Annotated in this window: 16 protein-coding genes and 4 tRNA genes; 1 reads left to right on the forward strand and 19 read right to left on the reverse strand. The window is 41.8% G+C overall.

Features of this window, described 5'->3' with window-relative positions:
• Nucleotides 1–59 precede the first annotated feature (59 nt).
• Both nadA and ACE2AL_RS15000 read right to left on the reverse strand, forming a co-directional pair.
• Nucleotides 60–1,100: a quinolinate synthase NadA gene (gene nadA, locus ACE2AL_RS14995; RefSeq protein WP_375083652.1), complete on the reverse strand. Its 1,041-nt coding sequence runs from the start codon at nt 1,098–1,100 to the stop codon at nt 60–62.
• A 332-nt stretch (nt 1,101–1,432) separates the two neighbouring features.
• The gene (locus ACE2AL_RS15000; RefSeq protein WP_375083653.1) at nt 1,433–2,278 is read right to left on the reverse strand and encodes a hypothetical protein; all 846 of its coding nucleotides are present in this window, start codon (nt 2,276–2,278) and stop codon (nt 1,433–1,435) included.
• A gap of 276 nt (nt 2,279–2,554) precedes the next feature.
• Here ACE2AL_RS15000 and ACE2AL_RS15005 point away from each other — a divergent pair, with 276 nt between their 5' ends.
• Complete coding sequence (locus ACE2AL_RS15005; RefSeq protein ID WP_375083654.1) at nt 2,555–3,502, forward strand: aminoglycoside 6-adenylyltransferase; 948 nt, start codon at nt 2,555–2,557, stop codon at nt 3,500–3,502.
• Between the two features lie 811 nt (nt 3,503–4,313).
• On the opposite strand, the gene ACE2AL_RS15010 is transcribed toward ACE2AL_RS15005, so the two are convergent.
• From ACE2AL_RS15010 to sucC, 17 genes are all read right to left on the reverse strand, one after another.
• A tRNA-Lys gene (locus tag ACE2AL_RS15010) sits at nt 4,314–4,389 on the reverse strand.
• Nucleotides 4,390–4,533: 144 nt separating this feature from the next.
• Nucleotides 4,534–4,609, reverse strand: a tRNA-Lys gene (locus ACE2AL_RS15015).
• An 84-nt stretch (nt 4,610–4,693) separates the two neighbouring features.
• A tRNA-Lys gene (locus tag ACE2AL_RS15020) sits at nt 4,694–4,769 on the reverse strand.
• An 84-nt stretch (nt 4,770–4,853) separates the two neighbouring features.
• Nucleotides 4,854–4,929: transfer RNA gene (locus tag ACE2AL_RS15025), tRNA-Lys, on the reverse strand.
• A 287-nt stretch (nt 4,930–5,216) separates the two neighbouring features.
• Entirely contained in the window at nt 5,217–6,002 is a 786-nt protein-coding gene (cpoB, locus tag ACE2AL_RS15030) for a cell division protein CpoB (protein WP_272539980.1), read from the reverse strand.
• Nucleotides 6,003–6,024: 22 nt separating this feature from the next.
• Nucleotides 6,025–6,522, reverse strand: a complete 498-nt coding sequence (gene pal, locus ACE2AL_RS15035; protein WP_047756402.1) for a peptidoglycan-associated lipoprotein Pal — start codon at nt 6,520–6,522, stop codon at nt 6,025–6,027.
• A 44-nt stretch (nt 6,523–6,566) separates the two neighbouring features.
• On the reverse strand, nt 6,567–7,859 hold the full coding sequence (gene tolB / locus ACE2AL_RS15040) for a Tol-Pal system beta propeller repeat protein TolB (RefSeq protein ID WP_206085310.1): 1,293 nt from the start codon (nt 7,857–7,859) through the stop codon (nt 6,567–6,569).
• A gap of 146 nt (nt 7,860–8,005) precedes the next feature.
• Complete coding sequence (tolA, locus tag ACE2AL_RS15045) at nt 8,006–9,124, reverse strand: cell envelope integrity protein TolA (RefSeq protein ID WP_206085309.1); 1,119 nt, start codon at nt 9,122–9,124, stop codon at nt 8,006–8,008.
• Between the two features lie 51 nt (nt 9,125–9,175).
• Entirely contained in the window at nt 9,176–9,598 is a 423-nt protein-coding gene (gene tolR, locus ACE2AL_RS15050; RefSeq protein ID WP_047756399.1) for a colicin uptake protein TolR, read from the reverse strand.
• A 17-nt stretch (nt 9,599–9,615) separates the two neighbouring features.
• On the reverse strand, nt 9,616–10,299 hold the full coding sequence (tolQ, locus tag ACE2AL_RS15055; protein ID WP_206085308.1) for a Tol-Pal system protein TolQ: 684 nt from the start codon (nt 10,297–10,299) through the stop codon (nt 9,616–9,618).
• Nucleotides 10,296–10,700: a tol-pal system-associated acyl-CoA thioesterase gene (gene ybgC / locus ACE2AL_RS15060; protein ID WP_206085307.1), complete on the reverse strand. Its 405-nt coding sequence runs from the start codon at nt 10,698–10,700 to the stop codon at nt 10,296–10,298. Before ybgC ends, tolQ begins: the two co-directional genes overlap by 4 nt.
• Before the next feature lie 125 nt (nt 10,701–10,825).
• Entirely contained in the window at nt 10,826–11,113 is a 288-nt protein-coding gene (gene ybgE, locus ACE2AL_RS15065; protein ID WP_206085306.1) for a cyd operon protein YbgE, read from the reverse strand.
• 4 nt (nt 11,114–11,117) lie between these two features.
• Nucleotides 11,118–11,231, reverse strand: coding sequence for a cytochrome bd-I oxidase subunit CydX (gene cydX / locus ACE2AL_RS15070; RefSeq protein WP_004909083.1), 114 nt, complete (start codon nt 11,229–11,231; stop codon nt 11,118–11,120).
• An 11-nt stretch (nt 11,232–11,242) separates the two neighbouring features.
• Complete coding sequence (cydB, locus tag ACE2AL_RS15075; RefSeq protein ID WP_206085305.1) at nt 11,243–12,382, reverse strand: cytochrome d ubiquinol oxidase subunit II; 1,140 nt, start codon at nt 12,380–12,382, stop codon at nt 11,243–11,245.
• 13 nt (nt 12,383–12,395) lie between these two features.
• Nucleotides 12,396–13,964 (reverse strand): cytochrome ubiquinol oxidase subunit I, encoded by a 1,569-nt coding sequence (gene cydA / locus ACE2AL_RS15080; RefSeq protein WP_206085304.1) that lies wholly within the window; start codon nt 13,962–13,964, stop codon nt 12,396–12,398.
• A gap of 857 nt (nt 13,965–14,821) precedes the next feature.
• Nucleotides 14,822–15,694 (reverse strand): succinate--CoA ligase subunit alpha, encoded by an 873-nt coding sequence (gene sucD / locus ACE2AL_RS15085; protein WP_206085303.1) that lies wholly within the window; start codon nt 15,692–15,694, stop codon nt 14,822–14,824.
• A complete protein-coding gene (gene sucC, locus ACE2AL_RS15090; RefSeq protein ID WP_206085302.1) occupies nt 15,694–16,860 on the reverse strand; it encodes an ADP-forming succinate--CoA ligase subunit beta in 1,167 nt (388 codons plus the stop codon). The genes sucD and sucC overlap by 1 nt, the downstream gene beginning before the upstream one ends.
• Nucleotides 16,861–16,970 lie beyond the last annotated feature (110 nt).

Here is a 16,970-nt window from a genome sequence, read left to right on the forward strand (position 1 = left end):
AATCCTTTTAAAGGTTAGTCAATATTATATTGCTCAGTATTGCATTTAAATTATGCGGGTTATTTTAGACTCTGTGCAAAATTTAACATTTTATTCAGCGGTAATAACGCTTTTTTACGTAAATCATCACTAACATGTATTTGATGACTCTGTGAATTCCCTTCTAATGCCTCTGCAATCGCTTTTAAGCCATTCATCGCCATCCAAGGACAATGAGCACATGTTCGACATGTTGCCCCCTCTCCTGCGGTTGGCGCAATATATAGGGCTTTTTCAGGGCAAGCCTGCTGCATTTTATAAAAAATCCCTTTATCCGTTGCCACAATCATGGATGGATTAGGTAAATCTTGTGCTGCTTTAATTAATTGACTTGTGGAGCCTACTGCATCGGCAAGATCAACAATGGCTTGAGGTGATTCAGGATGAACCAACACGGCAGCTTCAGGATAAAGCGCCTTCATTTTTTCCAAGGACTGTGTTTTAAATTCATCATGTACAATACATGCGCCTTCCCAGCACAGAATATCTGCGCCAGTTTGCTGCTGTACATAACGCCCAAGATGGCGATCGGGTGCCCAAATAATTTTTTCACCTAAGCTATCAAGGTGTTCTATTAACTCAACGGCAATACTGGAGGTCACAACCCAATCTGCACGGGCTTTTACCGCAGCTGACGTATTGGCGTACACCACCACTGTTCTATCTGGATGAGCATCACAAAAGCGAATAAATTCGTCTTCTGGACAACCAATATCAAGGGAGCATTGAGCGTCCAATGTTGGCATCAAAACGTTTTTTTCTGGGCTGAGTATTTTGGCGGTTTCACCCATAAATTTTACGCCAGCAACCAGCAATGTTGATGCAGAATGTTTAGCGCCGAAACGTGCCATTTCTAACGAGTCTGCGACGCACCCACCAGTCTCTTCTGCTAGTGCTTGAATTTCAGGATCGGTATAGTAGTGTGCAACGATAACGGCATTTTTTTCAATCAGCAATGATTTGATCTGCTCACGATAAAACGCTTTTTCATCCGAGCTTAATATCGCAGGTTTCGGTGGGAATGGGTAAACTGACTGTTCAAAATCGATAAACACGCTCATTTCTTGCCCCTGTTTAGCATAAATCGATTTTATGACTTTAATTAAGTTTAAAACCGAAAAATAAAGCAATTTTGTTTTATATACTAAACAAGATACTCCACTTCGTTCAAGATGTCTCCACTCATTTTACTTATTGAGCATCATTTTTCACCGTTATCCATTTTTCTTAACGGATTTTTATACATAAAAACGAAAGATGACCACTCTTTGATTGATAGCTAGCTGTTTAATGAACGGAGCATCTGTACATACAAAATAGAACAAGTTAACGTTGTAGGTGCATCGAATAAACAATGGCTATCTGCCTACTTCTAGTATAGGCAGATAGAATATTAATATATTGGCATCGGCGGTAAAATTGATGTTATAACATCAAAATAGCTTACTGCCTGAAAGGACAAGGGCTGCCCACGTAAAAAACCTACCATACTCTCTGCTAAATGACTATCATCACTACGCCGTTCCAGTTTTATATTATCTTGATTACTGACTCCTTCTTTTTTATTCATATCATTTTGCATTAACTTATCACTCAATATATCAGCTTTTTGTTTATTATCTGTAACAGTGTCAACGTTATCATTTTCAGGATTATTAATATCATCACCCACGTCTAATGCATCATCATGTTGTAAATAATCTATTGCATAAGATACATCATGTGCTGCATACCTTAAATCAGCGACAGAAGAGTGAAAAGTTAGTGTATATTCTTTAGCATCTATAACTAACTGGCTAATATTATAATCAAATTTGAATAACAGCCTATTAAATTGAGAACCAATGAATGGATAATTACGTATACTATTTGCTACATCAGTATAATCCTCTACGATATTGGGTGTAATATTTTTTATCTCTGATGGGTTTTCAATGTAAAACCTCAGTTCATCTTGTAGTTTCTGGTATTTATCTAGCGCCCCCTTAACGATATGAATATAATCTTTAATTCTATTTATATAGTTTTTAGACTGAATATATTCCACATAGGTTAGTTGTATTTTGTTTTGATAACTATTTTCATCAAATATATTCTGATGCTTAGATTCAATTATTAATATTTCTTCAGTTAATGAATCCACCCCTAAATAAAGCCTTCTAATTTTTTCATTTATGTACTGGTAATTCTTCTTTAAATCTAAAAAATATTTTTTCCCTTCCAATTTATTCACTTCCATTTTAATTTCCTTTAAAAAAATGAATAATAATTTCATAAGAAATAAAATACAAATTTTATTTTAATATAAAAAAGAAAAAATAATAATTTCAAAATATAAGCATAATAACTCAAGATACATTCATAAAAATGGAAATTACATTAAATTTTCCATCACTGTTCTATTTTTCCTTGGTTACCGATTTTTAACATAATGTACTATTAGTTGCTAACATCACTAAGTTCCGACGCTTTTCACTCACTTGTAAAGAAATTTTGTCATTTAGGTGCACTTTTCATGCTTTTTACATTTGATCCTTCGCTTTTCTGTCCCTTTATCGGTATCTTAGCGCATCCTGTTATATTGAATAGGCCAGTTATGGAATCACCTGCATCGTTAATAAATAAAATAATTTCTATTTCACTACTCGACCCGAGAATTGAAGCCGTGGTATTAACAGGTTCGCGAGGTCGGGAGCAAGATATCGACAGTTATTCCGATATTGATATCGAATTAATCGGCCATGGCGTGACAGAACTCTTTCAACAAAAGCATTGGATTGATAACTTTGGCAAACCACTCGCTGCACTTCATTTACTTAACTTGGAAGATGATGCCCCTGATTGGCCAACCTGCTTAGTCATCTATGAAGAAGGCCGAAAAGTGGATTTTACTTTCGCAGAGCCTGAACGCCTAGAGAAAATGAAGCGTGAGGGGTTAGATGCCACATTTTCACGGGGCTTTGCTGTTTTATTAGATAAAACGGGGATCACTAATAGTCTACCTGAAAATGCCAATCCAACCTCTTTAATACCCATCCCCTTGAGCGCCTGTGAATTTGCTGAGATTGTTACCGATTTTTGGCATGAAGCCCACCAAGTGGCGATTGCATTAACACGTGATGAGTTATGGGTGGCGTGGTCACGAAGCGCAGATATGAAGCAGTATTTTCTGACGCTGATTGAGCATCTGGTTTCTATCCAAGGTGAGCATGTTTGGTATAAGGGCCGTAAGTACCATGAATGGATGCCATTAAAATATATTCAAGCGCTAGAAATCATTTTTAATTGCGGTACAGCAGAGAAAGCGGCGTTATCATTACAGTGTTTAATGCGCTGTTTTGCTGAAGTTAGTGTAAGTCTCGCGAAATTACAGAGTTATGACGATATGCGTGATATGGCTGAAAAAATGCAAGAGTTAGTGATTGGTTTTTTATTGGACAACGGATTGTTACCAGAAAAGTAGTCATTTTTAAATAAGGCACTGCAAGGGAATGCGGTGTTTTTGATTAGGTCAGTATTTTCTGAACCTGCAACCAGCTTGTCGAAGTATGGAAACCGATTGAATATTGACTTGAATGTGTGATAGATACTGTGATGTGTGGCTTGAGATGGTGGGTCGTGCAGGATTTAAATCCTTCGGATTTAGCCTTCGGCCTGAACCTGCAACCAGCTTGTCGAGGTATGGAAACCGATTGAATATTGACTTGAATGTGTGATGGATACTGTGATGTGTGACTTGAGATGGTGGGTCGTGCAGGATTTAAATCCTTCGGATTTAGCCTTCGGCCTGAACCTACAACCAGCTTGTCGAGGTATGGAAACCGATTGAATATTGACTTGAATGTGTGATGGATACTGTGATGTGTGACTTGAGATGGTGGGTCGTGCAGGATTTAAATCCTTCGGATTTAGCCTTCGGCCTGAACCTGCAACCAGCTTGTCGAGGTATGGAAACCGATTGAATATTGACTTGAATGTGTGATAGATACTGTGATGTGTGGCTTGAGATGGTGGGTCGTGCAGGATTTAAATCCTTCGGATTTAGCCTTCGGCCTGAACCTGCAACCAGCTTGTCGAGGTATGGAAACCGATTGAATATTGACTTGAATGTGTGATGGATACTGTGATGTGTGACTTGAGATGGTGGGTCGTGCAGGATTTAAATCCTTCGGATTTAGCCTTCGGCCTGAACCTGCAACCAGCTTGTCGAGGTTGGGAAACCAATTGAATATTGACTTGAATGTGTGATGGATACTGTGATGTGTGGCTTGAGATGGTGGGTCGTGCAGGATTCGAACCTGCGACCAATTGATTAAAAGTCAACTGCTCTACCGACTGAGCTAACGACCCATCTTGTAAATCTTTTCTAACTAGTCACCGTTTCTTACCCTACGGGTTGAACCTGCGACCATCTTGTAAAACTCAATCAATCTACTGACTGACCTAACTACCCATCTGAACAGCTTTAAGTTTTAAACTGTTTACTGCTTTAGATGGTGGGTCGTGCAGGATTCGAACCTGCGACCAATTGATTAAAAGTCAACTGCTCTACCGACTGAGCTAACGACCCATCTTGTAAAACCAAATCAACCTACTGACTGACCTAACTACCCATCTGAACAGCTTTAAGTTTTAAACTGTTTACTGCTTTAGATGGTGGGTCGTGCAGGATTCGAACCTGCGACCAATTGATTAAAAGTCAACTGCTCTACCGACTGAGCTAACGACCCATCTTGTAAAACCAAATCAATCTACTGACTGACCTAACTACCCATCTGAACAGCTTTAAGTTTTAAACTGCTTACTGCTTTAGATGGTGGGTCGTGCAGGATTCGAACCTGCGACCAATTGATTAAAAGTCAACTGCTCTACCGACTGAGCTAACGACCCATCTTGTAAATCTTTTCTAACTAGTCACCGTTTCTTACCCTACGGGTTGAACCTGCGACCATCTTGTAAAACTCAATCAATCTACCGACTGAGCTAACGGTTCACCTAAAACTAAATTTCTTACTGTTTTGCGAGATTTTCGGTTAACCGTATTCTCGTATCAACGGCGGCTTATATTACTGATTTCTGACGAGGGTGCAATGATTTTTTTGCATAAAAAGATTGAATGCACATTTATCATACTGATAACCCCGAAATATTCGGCAATATCGCTTCGGGGCTAGGAATTAAAGTGCGCTTAGCTTTTTTTCAGCTAATTTAGAGCCCGCACTGTTTGGATATTGTTTCAACACCTGCTGGTAAACAGCTTTCGCTTTATCTTTTTGTCCCTTGTCTTGCATGATCAGCCCAACTTTATATAGAGCTTCACTGCTTTTTTGGGATTTTGGATATTGCTTCACTACCGTGGCAAAGTAGAATGCAGCGTCGTCCTTGCTACCTTTATTGTAGTTTAACTGCCCCAACCAATAGTTGGCGTTAGATTGATATCCTGACTTAGGATAGGCTTTAACAAAGCCTTGTAATGCACCGATAGCATCATCAATTTGAGCTTTTGACTTGCTTTCCATTGCGAGCTTAACCGCAGCATTGTAATCATCTTTCTCATTTCCACCTGTGTTAGCAGCTGCCGCTGGTGTATTTGAGGAAGATGATGTATTTGCTGAACTTGTATCAGGCGCATCACCTGAGTTAGCTGAATTGCCGCCACCCGCATTGTCTAATTGCATGTACAAATCTTTTTGGCGCTCGATGACTTGATTCAATTTGTATTCACTTTCTTGAATCTGACCACGTAACATATCGATATCACGTTGGTTATCAGCGAGTTGTTGTTGAATTTGATACAGAATTTGACCTTGAGAAGAAACTGCAGTCTCAAGTTGGGATAGACGGTCACCTGGAGAACCAGATCCGACATTGTTGATTGGCGCTTGGGCAATAGCGGCCCAAGGGGCCGCTACGCCAACCAATAACGACAGACCGACTAGTAAATGTCTGAAGTTACTGTTCATAATAGATAATTTCGCTTATCTATTAGTATGCAATGACTGCACGACGGTTTTTCGCGTAGTCTGCTTCAGTATGACCTAACACAGCTGGTTTTTCTTTACCGTAAGAAACCAGTGAAACTTGATCACCAGAAACACCTTTGCTTTGCAGGTACATTTTAACTGCATTAGCACGACGCTCGCCCAGTGCGATGTTGTATTCTGGAGTACCACGCTCATCCGCATGACCTTCAACAACAACACGTACAGATGGGTTGCTACGCAGGAATGCTGCGTGTGCATCTAACATATCAGCGTATTCTGGAGATACGTTGTATTTGTCAAAGCCAAAGTAAACAGTGTTGTTTTGTTGCAGCTGTTCCATTTGCTGACGTGCCAGCTCTTCCGCAGACAGACCAGTGTTAGTTTGGTTAGTAGAAGTATCTACGCCATCTTGGTCATTGTTTTTGTTAGAGCTACAAGCTGCGACTGCCATGATTGGTAACGCGATCATCAGCCCTTTAAGCACTTTATTCAGTTGCATCGTTTTGATCCTTAATATTTTTTGCCACACATTATTATTATGCATCACAGATACGGAGACCAGGCAGGGAATTTAACCTGTCCATCGGTCGCCGGAAGACGCGCTTTGAAACGCCCGTCGGTCGAAACTAGCTGCAATATAGTCCCCAAGCCTTGAGAGGAGCTATAAATTACCATAGTGCCGTTAGGTGCGATACTCGGCGTTTCATCTAGGAACGTTTTCGTTAAAAATTCAACGTTATTCGTTGCCAGATCTTGTTTGGCGACATGTTGCTGACCGCCGCCGGAGCTGACCATCACTAAGAAAGTACCATCCGGGCTAACGTCAGCGTCCTGATTTTGTGTTCCTTCCCAAGATACACGTGTCGGGCTGCCACCATTAATATTCATTTTATAAATCTGCGGACGTCCAGCCTGATCTGAAGTATAGACCAAAGTTTGGCTATCTGGCATCCAACTTGGCTCAGTATTATTACTGCGACCATCGGTTACCTGACGAATTTGCCCACTTGCTAAATCCATAACATATAAATTCAGGCTGCCTGTTTTAGACAGTGCAAATGCCAATTTTGTCCCATCAGGAGAGAATGCAGGTGCCCCATTATGACGTGGGAAAGATGCAACCTGACGAACCGCCCCTGAAGACAAGGTTTGAATGACAAGTGCTGAACTACCGCTTTCAAAAGTTACATACGCCAGTTTCTCACCATCTGGTGACCAAGCTGGCGACATTAAAGGTTCTGGTGAACGGTGAACCGTGAATTGGTTAAAACCGTCATAATCAGAAACTCGTAATTCATATGGATACTGACCGCCTTTGTTCACAACAACATATGCAATGCGTGTACGGAATGCACCACGAATGCCTGTCAGTTTTTCAAAGACTTCATCACTTGCAGTGTGCGCCGCATAGCGTAACCACTCTTTAGTGACTTTAAATTGATTTTGAGATAATACAGCACCTGGGTTAGCGGCAACATCCACTAACTGATAGCTAACCACAAAACTACCATCTGCTGCTGGCTGTACTTGACCCACAACCACTGCATTAATGCCTAATGCAGTCCATGCATCAGGAATGACTTCCGATGCAGTGCCAGGTTGTTGAGGCATACGACTTGGCTCAATCGGGTTAAATTTCCCGCTATTACGTAAATCAGCACCTACGATTTGGCCAACTTCTTGTGGTGGCGCACCCGCACCAGACCATTTAAAAGGTACCACACCAATTGGTTGAGCTGAGTTTACACCTTCAGTGATCTCAATACGTATTTCAGCCTGAGCCACTGTCGCCCATAGCATTAGGAACCCTAAAACTACTTTAAAAGCCTGCTTCATTCTTATCTCCCTTATTGCGTATTATTTACCACCGCAATAATTCGCTGAATTTTAACAAAGGTATAATAACAAAACTAGATACCACGCAAACTATTTATGCTATTGCCATAAAATTTTCAATACAGATAGCTCTGAGTTATTGAAAATCAAGGTTTAAACACAACAGTGCTACCTGCTTTATTAAATGTATCATAGACCTCACGGCTAGGTGGTTTTGGCATTGTCGCAAGTTTCGCTGCTCTAATTGCCGCATCACATAACGCTGCATCATTGGTCGGGCTATTCTTTGGCGTAATACTCACCAATAATCCATCTGGAGCAAGTTTCAATTGTAGCTCACAGGTCCGCCCACGAAACGTATCCGAATCATAGAACTTGCTTTGAATCGCCGCTTTGACTTTCCCTGCATAACTGTCTACATCTGCATTAGAGGCCCCAGATTTTTTACCACCACCACTTCCTGCAGCAGCTTGGCCACCTTTTTTGCTTGGACCTGATGCGGTTAAATCACCGAGTAAATCATCAACTGAAGCGGCATTTTTGGCAGCTTCCGCTTTGGCTTTCGCGGCTTTTGCTTTGGCTTCTTTGTCTGCTTTTTCTTTCGCTTCTTTATCTGCCTTGGCTTTAGCTTCTTTATCGGCTTTTACTTTGGCCTCTTTTTCGGCTTTTTCTTTGGCTTCTTTTTCAGCTTTTTCTTTGGCTTCTTTTTCGGCTTTAGCTTTAGCGGCTTCGGCTTCTTTTTGCGCTTGAGCTTCGGCTTTGGCTTTTTCTGCCGCTTGCTCTTTAATTAACTTTTCTTTCTCTGCTTTTGCTTTTGCAGCCGCTTCTTCCGCAATTTTCTGCTCTTCCTTCGCTTTCTTCGCGGCATCTAACGCTTTTTTCTGTTGTTCCTCAGCTTGTTTTTGTTGCTCAGCTGTATCACGTTCAGTTTTAATCCGCTCTTCTTCCAGTTTTTGAAGGCGTTTTTGTTCCTTCTCTTGCTGTTCTCTTAGCTCAGCGTCTTGTTTCTGCTCTTGTTCTTTGCGCTCTTTAGCCGCTTGTCTGGCCATGTTTTGTTGTTTTTGCATTTCTTCATACTGCTCAACAACCACGCCAGGGTCGACCATCACCGCATCGATGACAGTCCCTTCTTCTCCGCCACCACCAAGTTTGACGACGGAAACTAAAGAGCCTATAACGATCAAACCAATCAACAGGACGTGCAGAACCACTGACATCACAAGTGACCGGTTTAAGTTATCTTTTTTCTCTTTTGTCTTTCCCACTCTGGTATCCAAAAAAAGATGTGTGACTTATTCAAACCACAACAACCCAGCCTAGATAGGCTGAGTCATCAAGCCGACAGATTTAATCCCTGCGCTGTGCAAAATGTTCAATGCTTTAATCACTTCTTCATAAGGCACTTCTTTTGCCCCCCCAATTAAGAAAATCGCTTTGGGATTTTTCGCTAATTGAGCTTTAGCTTCAGCTGCAATCTGTTCTGGTGGAAGCAATTCTAACACCTCGCCATCAAGGCGCATATTGTATTGCCCCACTCCCGATACTTCTAAAATAATCGGTGGGTTATCACTTGATGATACGGTTTGTGTATCAGTTGCATCCGGCAATTCAACTTCCACGCTTTGAGAAATAATGGGTGCAGTTGCCATAAAGATCAGCAAAAGTACCAATAATACATCCAGCAATGGAACAATGTTAATTTCGGATTTCAGCTCACGTCTGCGACTTGTGCGCGCCATTCGCTTATCTCCCCGTATTATTTCTTATCAGCAGAGAAGGCTTGACGATGCAAAATGGCTAAAAATTCTTCCATAAAGTTATCGTAGCTTTGTTCTAACTTGTTGACACGCTGGTTTAAACGGTTATACGCCATAACCGCTGGAATTGCGGCAAACAGACCAATTGCTGTCGCGATCAGTGCTTCTGCAATACCAGGTGCAACCATTTGCAATGTCGCTTGTTTAACCGCACCTAATGCAATAAATGCGTGCATGATCCCCCAAACCGTACCAAATAAACCAATATACGGGCTAATTGACCCGACGGTACCTAAGAATGGGATATGTGCCTCTACGGATTCTAATTCACGATTCATTGAAATACGCATTGCACGGGAAGCCCCTGTAACCACGGCATCAGGTGCATGAATATTCGCTTGATGTAAACGAACAAACTCTTTAAAACCTGAGTGGAAAATTTGTTCTGCGCCACTGAGTTCATCACGACGCGCTTGGCTTTCTTTATATAAGCGCGATAGCTCGATTCCTGACCAGAACTTATCCTCGAATGCCTCTGCTTCACGGCTAGCGGCATTTAAAATTTTGGTTCTTTGAATGATGATCGCCCATGATGCAATAGAAAAACCGATCAAAACGAACATAATAAGCTGAACCAAAAGGCTCGCTTTTAGGAATAAATCCAGGATATTCATGTCAGTCACTGTTTAAACTCCGCGACAATAGACTTAGGAAGCGCTGTAGGCTTCATTTTTGATGTGTCCACACAAGCAATTAGGGCATTAGCCCCACAAAGCAGGTTACCTTGCGAATCAACTAACCTTTGATGAAAGGTTAATGAGGCGCGTTTCATTTCAACGATTTGCGTCTCAACTTCCAACATATCATCCAACCGAGCACCCTTCACAAAATCAATTGTCATGCTACGCACAACAAAGCCAAGGTTCTCAGCAAGCATACTTTGCTGATTGATCCCTTTATTTCGCAACATTTCTGTTCTAGCCCGCTCAAAAAAAGCTAAATAGCGCGCGTGATAAACCACACCGCCCGCATCTGTATCTTCATAATACACGCGAACAGGCCAGCGAAATAACATATCAACCACTCCGTCTTAGGTTAAATTCATTAACGGTGCCACTATACGCAAGACAGTGTTAGTTTGGAATCACTTTGAAAGTAAAGATATCAAAAATAATTATGGGTCCATTGACCCACAATTAGCAATTAGAATTATCTAAAGACTTGAAAAAGTCCCCAGATAAGAATGATGGCAGCTGGCAATGGGTGAAAAACGGCACGAAAGATAACTTTTTGAGGTTTAAAACCCACCCCAAAAATCATCGCTGTACAGGTTGCCCAAATTAATAACAAGCCTTGCCATATTTGGAAAGAACTGGTTTTGGCTGCGAACATAGTTGGATCCCACATTACCGCACCAGCTGTCACTAAAGCTAAAATAAGGATAAGGGCCCTTATCGGCCCCTTATCCAATAGCTGATAGGTTTTATCCACCAGCATTTACTTACTCACCATCTTTAGCGGCTTTAGAGTCTTCAGAGTGCTCTAACGCTAATGCTGCAATCACTGCAAAACTACAAGCTAACAGCGTGCCGAGGATCCAGGCGAAATACCACATAGTTATGCTCCTTAATACAGTGAGTGCTTGTTGCCTTCGATGAAGTTTTTGTCCAGACGACCAAACATTTTGTAGTAACACCATGCGGTGTATGCCAGTACGATTGGAACAAAGATAATAGCAACCACAGTCATCACTTGCAGAGTAAACAAGCTAGAAGTCGCATCCCACATGGTCAAGCTTGCATTTGGCATGATGCTTGAAGGCATGATGAATGGGAACATTGCTACACCACAAGTTAAAATGATACACGCGATTGTTAATGAAGAGCTGACAAACGCCCAACCATTTTTGTCTGCTTTACTAAACAGCATGGTTAATAATGGCAGTGCTAGACCCAGTGCAGGCAGAGCCCACAGGATTGGGTAGGTGTTGAAGTTAGTCAACCAAGCACCTGAAACAATCTCTACTGTTTTATTCAGTGGGTTTGACACTGCATGGTGATCAATCGCTGAAGTGATAACATAGCCATCGATTCCCATTACCAGCCAAACACCCGCACCTGCAAACGCTAACAGTGTAACTAGTGCACAAATATACGTTGTTTTACGCACACGGAGATACAGCTCGCCAGTCGTACGCATTTGCAGATAAGTTGCACCTTGGGTAACAATCATCATTAAACCAACCACACCGGCTAACAGACCATATGGGTTCAGCAGACCAAACAGGTTACCAGTATAAGTCAGGTACTGTTGGTTATCGATTTGCAGTGGAACACCCAGTAACAGGTTACCAAACGCAACACCGATAACTAATGGTGGAACGAAACCACCAATAAACAGACCCCAGTCCCACATGTTACGCCATTTTGGGTTCTCCAGTTTTGAACGGTAGTCGAAACCAACCGGACGGAAGAACAATGCCGCTAAGACCAAAATCATGGCGATATAGAAACCAGAGAATGATGCAGCATAGACTTGTGGCCATGCAGCAAACATCGCACCACCAGCTGTGATTAACCAAACTTGGTTACCATCCCAGTGCGGCGCAACGGCATTAATCATGATACGGCGTTCAGTATCTGTTTTACCTAAGATAGGTAATAAGAAGCCAACGCCCATGTCAAAGCCATCCGTGACAGCAAATCCAATCAGTAATACACCGATAAGGATCCACCACACAAACCGAAGAACTTCATAATCAAACATAAGTGGCTCCTATTTACTGAACGTCGTGTGCAGAAGTGTTTTTCTGTTCAAAGTGATAACGACCGGTTTTTAGGCTGCTAGGCCCTTTACGAGCGAATTTGAACATTAAGAACATTTCAGCAATTAAGAACAGTGTGTACAGACCACAGATCAGTACCATAGAGAAGATCAGGTCATGAGTTGTCAAATTAGAGTGTGCGACCGAAACAGGTAACACTTCACCAATTGCCCATGGCTGACGACCATATTCTGCAACGAACCAACCCGCTTCAATTGCAATCCATGGTAATGGGATACCAATCAAGGCGATACGTAACAGCAGTTTGCTTTGACCAATACGGTTACGAACGACTGACAGGAATGCCCAGCTAATGATTAACAGTAACAGGAAGCCGACACCAACCATGATACGGAATGCCCAGAACAGAGGACCGACGTTCGGAATACTGTCTTTAACCGCTTTTTGAATCTGCGCTTCTGTTGCATCAACAACATTTGGTGCATATTGTTTTAACAGAAGACCGTAACCCAGATCTTTTTTGCTTGCTTCGAATGCTGCACGCAAATCAGGATCTTTGTTACCCGCTAAAAGCTCTTGTAACTGACCATATGCAACCATACCGTTACGGATACGAACTTCATGCTGTTTCATCAGGTCTTTCAGACCTAATACAGGCGTATCAATAGAACGAGTTGCAATGATACCCATCGCCCAAGGAATCGAGATAGCAAATTTGTTTTCTTGCTTCTCAGTATCTGGCCAAGCGATTAAGTTAAACGCAGCTGGTGGAGCATGGGTTTCCCACTCGGCTTCAACAGCAGCTAATTTGGTTTTTTGAACGTCACCCATTTCGTAACCTGATTCATCACCAAGAACGATAACAGACAGAACGGCAGCAATACCAAAACTTGCAGCAATTGCAAAAGAACGTTTAGCAAAAGCAACATCACGACCTTTAAGCAGGTAGTAAGAGCTAATACCAAGGATAAACATTGCACCGGTACAATAACCCGCAGCAACTGTGTGGACAAACTTAACCTGCGCAACTGGGTTTAAGACTAGCTCAGAGAAGCTAACCATTTCCATACGCATTGTTTCGAAGTTGAAATCAGCAGCGATTGGGTTTTGCATCCAACCATTCGCAACCAAGATCCACAAAGCAGAGAAGTTAGAACCTAAAGCAACTAACCATGTTACAGCTAGATGTTGTTTTTTGCTTAAACGATCCCAACCAAAGAAGAATAAACCGACAAACGTTGATTCTAGGAAGAACGCCATCAGACCTTCGATTGCAAGAGGTGCACCGAAGATATCTCCAACATAGTGCGCGTAGTAAGACCAGTTAGTACCAAATTGGAACTCCATGGTCAGACCCGTTGCAACACCCAGAGCAAAGTTAATACCAAATAACTTACCCCAGAACTTAGTCATATCTTTATAAATTTGCTTGCCAGACAGCACATATACCGTTTCCATGATCGCAAGCAAAAACGCCATACCGAGCGTTAATGGTACGAACAGGAAGTGATACATCGCAGTTAAGGCAAACTGTAATCGTGACAGTTCGACAATATCAAACATCTTGACTCCTTGCTCCTAGCAGGAAGACACCGACTTGCGGCAACCCAGCTTCCAAATTATGTTTTTAGAAAGCCTCTTAACTACCAGCAAAAAATGCCTCAAAACAACAAATAATTAACAAAATTAAAAGAACGAACGTTACTATAATAATAGTACGCCTATCTTCACACACAATAAACTTCTTTTACGTGACTCAGATTTGAATTCTGAATTTACATCAATAATTATACTCTTTAATAGAAAACCGAGTATTTGATCGAGCACCAATTTAAGCAATTTAACAGAATAAAGCTAGTTCCAATGAATTGATTTACGTCAATTTTTTTCACCTTGTTAATTGTTCTGAGTCTCAGTCAATTAATAGTTATTTACTTGTTAATGCACTGTTATTGGTATTGATATAAATGTACTTAATTTTCCCAAAGATTAACAAAAAAATATAATCTTTGTATTAAGGTCTCTAAAAAAGAATATTTAATTTGTAATAGTATCTTATTTTAAAGTTATTATGAATTTTATTAATATACGAATCTAACTCAACTAAATTCCTATATTCAGATAATTCATTCCTCCTAAAAGTTATAAAATTGATGTGCCGCAATTTCGCTATTTTTTGCATAAAGTGCGAACGATAGCCTCACAATCCATCAATGCACACAACAGTTAACCCCAATCCCCCATGACAGAGTCTATGAACGCATTTTTTAAGTATAGACACTCTTTTTTAGAAAACCTTATAAGTGGTACAGAAATTCTGTTAAGTCTTTGTATCTAGCCTTACGACAAGCAAAAAAAACCCGTACTCAAACAAGCACGGGCTTTTGTCTCTTACAGTTGCTAGTTTCCTAGCGGGTCATTTACTTATTCAGTAATGATTTAACGGCATCACCGATGTCTGCAAGGCTACGAACGGTTTTCACGCCCGCCGCTTCTAATGCAGCAAATTTTTCATCTGCGGTACCTTTACCGCCAGCGATAATTGCACCAGCGTGCCCCATACGTTTGCCTTTCGGCGCAGTCACACCTGCGATGTAACCAACAACAGGTTTAGTCACGTGCTCTTTAATATAAGCTGCCGCTTCTTCTTCTGCGTTACCACCGATTTCACCGATCATGACAATCGCTTCAGTTTGTGGGTCAGCTTGGAATAATTTCAAGATATCAATGAAGTTAGAACCTGGGATTGGGTCACCACCGATACCAACACAAGTAGATTGACCTAAGCCTGCATCTGTCGTTTGTTTAACCGCTTCATAAGTCAGTGTACCTGAACGTGAAACGATACCGACTTTACCTGGTAAGTGAATGTGGCCAGGTTGGATACCAATCTTACATTGACCTGGAGTGATAACACCTGGACAGTTTGGACCAATCATGCGAACGCCAGCTTCGTCTAATTTCACTTTCACCGTCAGCATATCCAGCGTTGGGATACCTTCAGTGATAGTGATGATCAGTTTAATGCCTGCATCGATAGCTTCTAAGATAGAATCTTTACAAAATGGCGCTGGAACGTAGATAACAGAAGCGGTTGCACCCGTTGCTTCAACGGCTTCACGCACAGTGTTAAATACTGGCAGGCCAAGGTGAGTTGTGCCACCTTTACCTGGAGTCACACCACCAACCATTTGTGTTCCATAAGCAATTGCTTGTTCTGAGTGGAATGTACCTTGACCACCGGTGAAACCTTGGCAAATTACTTTGGTGTTTTTATCGATTAAAATAGACATTATTTAGCCTCCGCTGCTGCTACTGCTTTTTTAGCTGCGTCAGTCAGGCTGTTTGCAGCGATAATGTTCAAGCCGCTGTCTGCCAGTTTCTTAGCACCTAACTCAGCATTGTTACCTTCTAAACGCACAACTACTGGTACATTTACACCAACTTCTTCAACTGCACCAATGATGCCGTCTGCAATCAGGTCGCAACGAACGATACCACCAAAGATGTTAACGAAAACCGCTTTCACGTTTTCATCAGAAAGGATGATTTTAAATGCTTCAGTAACACGCTCTTTTGTTGCGCCGCCGCCAACGTCTAAGAAGTTAGCAGGTGCACCGCCGTGCAGTTTAACGATGTCCATGGTACCCATTGCGAGGCCTGCACCGTTAACCATACAACCGATATTGCCATCTAGTGCAACGTAGTTCAGTTCCCACTGAGCCGCTTGTGCTTCACGCGCATCTTCTTGAGATTCGTCACGCAGTTCACGGATTTCAGGTTGACGGTATAATGCGTTACTGTCGATGCCTAATTTACCATCTAAACACACTAAATCACCTGCTGTGCTGATAACCAGAGGGTTGATTTCGGCTAATGCTAAATCACGCTCAAGGAACAGTGTCGCCAGACCCATGAAAATTTTCGCGAATTGGCTAACTTGTTTGCCCGTTAAGCCTAATTTGAACGCTAATTCACGGCCTTGGAAAGGCATTGGGCCTGTCAGTGGGTCGATAATGGCTTTGTGGATCAATTCTGGTGTTTCTTCAGCAACTTTCTCAATTTCCACACCACCTTCAGTCGATGCCATGAAAACAACGCGACGAGTGCTACGGTCAACAACCGCACCTAAATATAATTCTTTCGCAATGTCAGTCGCCGTTTCGACCAAAATTTGGTTAACTGGCTGGCCGTTTGCATCTGTTTGATAGGTAACTAAATTTTTACCTAACCAGTTTTCTGCGAAAGCTTTAACTTCGTTGATATCGCTAGTAACTTTAACGCCGCCAGCTTTACCGCGTCCACCTGCGTGAACTTGGCATTTAATTACCCATGGGCCGTTGCCAATTTTTTTCGCAGCATCGACGGTTTCAGCGACTGATGAACAGGCATAACCTGTTGGTGCAGGCATCCCATAACGTGCAAACAACTGTTTTGCCTGGTACTCGTGTAAATTCATGATGTTCTATCCATAATTGAGTCTGAAGAGGCGTTTATTCGCCTCCTGCAATTGTTACTGATTTAGCAACCCGCGAACGGGCTGCATCGGTTACTTCAGACCGGGCAGGT

Origin of the sequence: Providencia xihuensis (genome assembly GCF_041953405.1) — a bacterium.
In the GTDB taxonomy this organism is placed as follows: Bacteria; Pseudomonadota; Gammaproteobacteria; order Enterobacterales; family Enterobacteriaceae; genus Providencia; species Providencia vermicola.